The sequence below is a fragment of the Kitasatospora sp. NPDC059462 genome, assembly GCF_042749955.1.
Taxonomy (GTDB): Bacteria; Actinomycetota; Actinomycetes; order Streptomycetales; family Streptomycetaceae; genus Kitasatospora.
In genome coordinates, this window is sequence record NZ_JBHYUU010000306.1 from 1 (window position 1) to 6,003 (window position 6,003).

Annotated in this window: 5 protein-coding genes; 2 read left to right on the top strand and 3 right to left on the bottom strand. The window is 75.0% G+C overall.

Features of this window, described 5'->3' with window-relative positions:
• The 3 genes from ACFXAM_RS37390 to ACFXAM_RS37400 all read right to left on the bottom strand — a co-directional run.
• Positions 1 to 863: hypothetical protein (locus ACFXAM_RS37390; protein WP_380298240.1), on the bottom strand; the 863-nt coding region annotated here is incomplete at its 3' end.
• Entirely contained in the window at positions 860 to 1,243 is a 384-nt protein-coding gene (locus ACFXAM_RS37395; protein WP_380298242.1) for a hypothetical protein, read from the bottom strand. The genes ACFXAM_RS37395 and ACFXAM_RS37390, both read right to left, overlap by 4 nt.
• Before the next feature lie 543 nt (positions 1,244 to 1,786).
• On the bottom strand, positions 1,787 to 2,446 hold the full coding sequence (locus ACFXAM_RS37400; RefSeq protein ID WP_380298244.1) for a TetR/AcrR family transcriptional regulator: 660 nt from the start codon (positions 2,444 to 2,446) through the stop codon (positions 1,787 to 1,789).
• A gap of 209 nt (positions 2,447 to 2,655) precedes the next feature.
• Here ACFXAM_RS37400 and ACFXAM_RS37405 point away from each other — a divergent pair, with 209 nt between their 5' ends.
• A complete protein-coding gene (locus tag ACFXAM_RS37405) occupies positions 2,656 to 4,269 on the top strand; it encodes an amidohydrolase (protein ID WP_380298246.1) in 1,614 nt (537 codons plus the stop codon).
• Between the two features lie 132 nt (positions 4,270 to 4,401).
• Complete coding sequence (locus ACFXAM_RS37410) at positions 4,402 to 5,967, top strand: APC family permease (protein WP_380298248.1); 1,566 nt, start codon at positions 4,402 to 4,404, stop codon at positions 5,965 to 5,967.
• Positions 5,968 to 6,003: the final 36 nt, after the last annotated feature.

Below are 6,003 nucleotides of genomic sequence, written 5' to 3' on the forward strand. Positions count from 1 at the left end.
CCCGTGCCCGGCAGCGTCCCCGCCGCACAGCCGGCGCCCGCTCCCGCACCGGTGGCCGGGCCGGTCAGCAGGCCGGCGGCGGCGAGCCGGCGGACGTCCGCCGTGGTGGCGAACGCGGAGCGGCCGAGCAGCCGGGCCAGTTCGGCCGGGGTTCTCCGGCCGTCCGCGTGGTCGAGCAGCTCGCACTGGCGCCGGGTCGGCGGCCGCAGCCGACGGGCATGGCGTGCGGGGGCGGCGGTGGTCGGCGGGGCGGCGGTCCGGCACAGCGGCGCGGTGTCGAACTGCGCCGAGGGCCAGATCCGGTCCAGCAGGTGCCGTCGACGCTCGGCCTCCCGGCGCAGCCGGTGGGCACCGACCGCGGCCACCGGGCCGAGCCAGTGCCGCACGCCCGGCGCGAACGTCCAACGCGCCGGGGCGGCAAGGGTGGTGGCGGGCGCGTCGAGCAGGAAGCAGGCGGCGTCGAAGAGCGCGCCGAGGTGGCAGAGTTCGAGCTCCCCCCGGGTCAGCCGGCCCTGCTCGACCAGGCCCTCGCCGACCCGCCCGTGCGGGCCGAACCGCCGGACGGCGTCCTGCCAGGCCTCAGGGCTGAGCCGGCCGCAGGCGGTGAGCAGGGTGGCCAGGTCGGGCGCCCGGTCGGACTCGGCGTGGGCGACCAGGCCGTCGACCAGGTAGACGGTGCCGCCCGGGCCGCGCAGCGCACCGGTGGCGCGTTCACCGGCGAGCCGTTCGACGACGGCGCCCGGGGTCCACCCGGCCTCACCCGGGGGCCGCCCCTGCCCGCCCGGTGGCCGGAACCCGACGGCGGTGCGCGCCGCCTCCGCGCCGGGGCGACCCGCCACGGGGGTCGCGTCGGAGTTCGTCATCCGAGCACCAGTTCCTCGGCTATCGACTGGAGACGGAACCGGGCGACGGCGAGATTGCCCTCCGCGCGGTCGAGCCACAGATGCAGCACGAGCCGGCTGTCGAAGACGGTGTCGATGAAGCACAGCAGGTGGTAACTGCGCCCGGCGGTCACGATGATGTCCTGCAGCGGTGCCGTGCGGTCCTCCGCCCCGGTGAAGGTCGCCCCCTCAACGGCCGCCCGCACCAAGTCGGTTGCTTCCGCGGCCGTGGTGTCGTGGTCGCCGGTCGGACTGACTCCGACGCTGCCCAGGGCGAGCCCGCTGCTCCAGTCGATCAGACTGGCGGCGCGGGCCCCGGCGATCGCCATCGCCCGGGACAGGCACTCGTCGATACCCGGCACTCGGGCTCCTTCGGAGGGTTCGGGGAGGAAACGGCACGTCGGGCCGTGATCGCCGGCCACCGGCCGGACTGCCACGACCCGTGGCGGGTTCGACACGGAAGGCTACTGATGGAATCCATGCAACGAACATTCCGATGGCATATTCACACCACAACGATGCGTTTTCGGCCATCCTTCGAGGCGCCGTCGGTCCGGCCCGGACGGCATCGCCGCTGACCGCACACCCGTGCGTGACACGAACGAACGATCCACCTGGGGCGCCACCTTGGCCGGTTGTCGGTCGCTCCGGCGCGTTTCGGACCGCGCATGCGATAGAACCGGTGGGCCCGGCGCCACCGCGGGCCGGCCCCGGGGAACGACGAAGCGGCCGCCCCCCGCAGGGGAACGACCGCTTCTGGTGGAGCGCCAGGCCCGGGTTGCACGGACTCTCCCTACTGAAAGTAGGGCGTGCTCTGGTAGCACCGCTGACGCCTGGTCGAACCGGTCCCGATCCCCGCTCCGCGAAGATCGTTCCCTTTCGACGAGATGAACACTAGCAGGCCATCACGCCTGGTCAGAAATCGGATCCCCGGCCGCCGCACCCGGCCCGCGACCGGCGGGCAGCAGCGCGGCGTAGCCGGCGACCAGCGCCGTGAGCCCGGTCTCGAAGGCCTGGTCGGCCCGGCGCCGCCCGGCCGGGACGGCGGCCAGCGCGTCGGCCAGCCGCGGCGTGACGGCCCGGTCCACGGCGTCGACCATGACGGCGGGCGCGACGAGGTCCAGCGCCGAGCCGAGGATGAAGCTCTCCAGGGCGGTGATCATGCCCATCACATCCTCCGCCACGAAGCCCGCCGCCTCCAGGGTGGCCACCGCCCGCTCGTAGAGCTCGTGCATGAACGGTTCGGCGAGCGGCGCCGTCGCCAGCAGCCGGATGATCCCGGGGTGTTCGGCGAAGGCCTCGCGGTAGGCGCGGGCCCAGCCGCGCAGCGCCTCGTCCCACGGCCGGTCCCAGAGCGAGCGCTCACCGATGACCCGGACGAGTTCGCCCCGCATCAGGGCGACGATCTCGGCGCGGCCGCTGACGTGGTGGTAGAGCGCGGACGGGCTGACCTTGAGCGCCCCGGCGAGGGCGGGGATGGTGAGGTCGCCGGCCTCGTCGACCAGCCGCAGCGCGGTGTGCACGATGCGCTGCCGGTCCAGCAGGGGTGTGCGCGGCCTGGCCATGGGGGTTCCCGTCCCTCTCCGCGAGCGCGGTGTCGGTGTCGCCGCGGGGAGCGGCACTACGATCATCGCGCAAGATCATCGTAATGAAAACGTAATCGAATGACTTTCAATAAAACTCTTCCGCGCCCCGCCCGGCCGCGCCTACGGTTACCGAATCCCATTCAGTTAACCAGGTCACACCAGACCGCACCGGGAGAGGACGCACCCGCATGCGCGCCGACACGATCTTCACCGGAGGCCGGATCCACACCGGCGACCCGGCCCGCCCCGTCACCGACGCCCTCGCCGTCACCGCCGGACGGATCACCGCCCTCGGCGCCGCGGCGCACGCCCTGCGCGACGAGCGGACCGAGACCGTCGACCTGGCCGGCGGCGCCCTGCTGCCGTCCTGGGGCGACGGCCACGTCCACCCGCTGATCGGCGGGCTCGGCCTGCGCGGCGTCCCGGTCCGGGACTGCACCAGCCTGGCGGAGGTGGTCGAGGCGGTCCGGGTCTGGGCCGAGGAGCACCCCGAGGCCGAGTGGATCACCGGCGACGCCTTCGACCCGTGGCTCGCCGAGGGCGGCCTGTTCGACGCCGCGCTGCTCGACGCGGTCGTCCCCGACCGGCCGGTGCTGCTGCGCACCATGGACCACCACACCGGCTGGGCCAACAGCGAGGCGCTGCGCCGGGCCGGCTACACCGCCGCGACGCCCCAGCCGGCCCACGGCGAGATCGTCCGCCGGGCCGACGGCAGCCCGCTCGGCACCCTGCGCGAGTTCGGCGCGCTCAACCCCGTGCTCGCCCTCGTCCCGCTGCCGGACCTCGACGAGCAGGTCGACGCGCTGCACGGGACGGCCCGGACGCTCGCCTCGGCCGGGGTGACCTGGATCCAGGACGCCTGGGTGGAGCCCGGCCAGGTCGACACCTGGCTCGCCGCCGTCGCCGACGGCCGGGAGCTCGCCGTACGGGCCAACCTCGCGCTGCTGCTCGAACCCGACGACTGGCGCGGGCAGCTCCCCCGGCTCGCCGCCGACCGGGAGCGGGTCGACGCCGCCGGCCGCGGCCAGGTCACCGCGCGCGCGGTCAAGTTCTTCGCCGACGGCGTCCTGGAGTCCGGCACCGCCGCGCTGCTGGAGCCGTACAGCGACTGCCCGCACTCGCACGGGGCCGCCAACTGGACCGGCGCGGAGCTGGCCGACGCCGTCACCGCCGTCGACGCGCTCGGCTTCCAGCCGCACATCCACGCCATCGGCGACCACGGCGTGCGGATCGCCCTGGACGCGATCGAGGCCGCCGCGCGCCGCAACGGACCGCGCGCCCGCCGCCCGGTGATCGCCCACGTCCAGCTGGTCGACCCGGCCGACCTGCCGCGGTTCGCGGAACTCGGCGTGATCGCCAACTTCGAGCCGCTCTGGGCGCAGCCGGACCAGCTGATGACCGAGCTGACCCTGCCCCGGATCGGCCCCGAGCGCGGCGCCCGGCAGTACCAGATCGCCGCCCTGCTGCGCGACGGCGCGCGGGTCTCCTTCGGCAGCGACTGGCCGGTCACCCGCTACGAGCCGCTGGCCGGGCTGGCCACCGCCGTCACCCGGCAGACGCCCGACGGGCTGCCGGAGGGCGGCTGGCTGCCGGAGGAGCGGATCGGGCTCGACGAGGCGCTCGCCGCCTACTCGGCGGGCGTGGCGCACCAGGCGTTCGAGGAGGACGCCTGGGGCGAGCTGCGGATCGGCCTGCGGGCGGACCTGGTGCACCTGGCCGCCGACCCGTACGCCGTCCCGGCGGGCGAACTGGCCGGGGTCGCCGTCCTGGGCACCTGGCTGGGCGGGCGCCGCACCCACTGAGCGGCGGCGCCGACGACGCCGCGCGCCCCCATCGACGGCGCTGCGCCCCGGGCGCGCGCCAAGGCCGTTCGCGCCCCCACTCGGGCGGCCTCCTCTACTCTCGACCGCACGACCCTCAGGAGAGCTCCCCCCATGCACCTGCCCTCCGACACGACCGCCGCGACCACGCCCCCGGCACCGGCCCGGGCCCAGGCACCGGCCCCCGGGCTGGAACGCGGTGTCCTCGGCACCGGCGACATCGTGTTCTTCGTCGTGGCCGCCGCCGCACCGCTCACCGTGATGGCCGGGGTCGCGCCCTTCGCCATCGCCTTCGGCGGCATCGGCGCCCCGGCCGCCTACCTGGCCACCGGCCTCGTGCTGGCCCTGTTCGCGGTCGGCTTCACCACCATGACCGCGCACGTCCGCAACGCCGGCGCGTTCTACGCCTACGTCACCCGCGGCCTCGGCCGGCCCGCCGGGCTCGGCGCCGCCCTGCTCGCGGTGCTGTCGTACAACGCGATCCAGATCGGCATGTTCGGTGCCTTCGGCTACTTCGCCAAGGAGACCGCCGACGACCTGCTCGGCCTGGACCTGCCCTGGCCCCTCTGGGCACTGACCGGGGTCGCGGCGGTCTGGTTCCTCGGCTACCGCTCGATCAACCTCGGCGCCAAGGTGCTCGGCGCGCTGCTGATCGCCGAGACCGGCATCCTGCTGGTGCTCGCCGTCGCGATCCTGGCCAGGGGCGGCGCGCACGGCCTCTCGCTCGCCTCGTTCTCCCCCGGCAACGTGACCACCGGCGGCATGGGCGGCGTGCTCGGCCTGTCCTTCGCCGCGTTCGTCGGCTTCGAGGCCACCGCGATCTACCGCGAGGAGGCGCGCGCCCCGCACCGCACGGTGCCCCGGGCGACGTACGCGGCGATCGCCTTCCTCGGGCTGTTCTACACCTTCATCACCTGGACGATCGTGCAGGCCTTCGGCGACTCCGGGGCCGTGGAGGCCGCGACCGCCGACCCGGCCGGGATGTTCTTCACCGCGATGACGGACTACGTCGGCGGCTGGGCGACGGACCTGCAGCGCGTCCTGATCGTCACCAGTCTGCTGGCCGCGCTGCTCGCCTTCCACAACACCATCACCCGCTACGGTCACGCGCTGGCCACCGAGGGCGCCGCACCGGCCGCGCTCGCACGCATCCACCCCCGGCACCGCTCGCCCTGGATCGGCGGGATCGCCCAGAGCCTGCTGGCGGCGGGCGCCGTGGTGGTGGCGGCGCTGATCGGCGCGGACCCGTACAACCAGTTCTTCCTCTGGGTGAACTCCCCCGGGGTGGTCGGCATCCTGCTGCTCCAGGCGCTGGCCGGGCTCGCGGTGTACGCGTTCTTCCGGCGCGAGCGGGCGGCCGCGGCGAGCGCGGGCCGGCTGCGCACGGTGGTCGCCCCGCTGCTGTCCACGGCGCTGCTGTGCGGGGCGACCGGGCTGGTGGTCTGGCGCCTCGACCTGTTCACGGCGGCCGGGCCGGAGGTCAACTGGCCGCTGGTGTCGGTGGTTCCGGTGGTGTTCCTGACCGGGGTCGGCCTCGCCCTGCGGCTGCGCTCGCGCCGTCCGGAGGTGTACGCCCGGCTCGGCGCCAGCGACACCGAGGGGACCGCCGACGTCACCACCGACGTCACTGCCGGCACCACCGCCGAAGGGGCCGCCGAGGGGGTGCCCGCTGGCCGCTGAACCCCCCGCGACGCCGACCGCGGGCCCGTTCGCACG

Coding starts and splice junctions, on each gene's coding strand:
- ACFXAM_RS37400 (WP_380298244.1), bottom strand. CDS start 2,446: ATGGCCAGGCCGCGCACACCCCTGCTGGACCGGCAGCGCATCGTGCAC.
- ACFXAM_RS37405 (WP_380298246.1), top strand. CDS start 2,656: ATGCGCGCCGACACGATCTTCACCGGAGGCCGGATCCACACCGGCGAC.
- ACFXAM_RS37410 (WP_380298248.1), top strand. CDS start 4,402: ATGCACCTGCCCTCCGACACGACCGCCGCGACCACGCCCCCGGCACCG.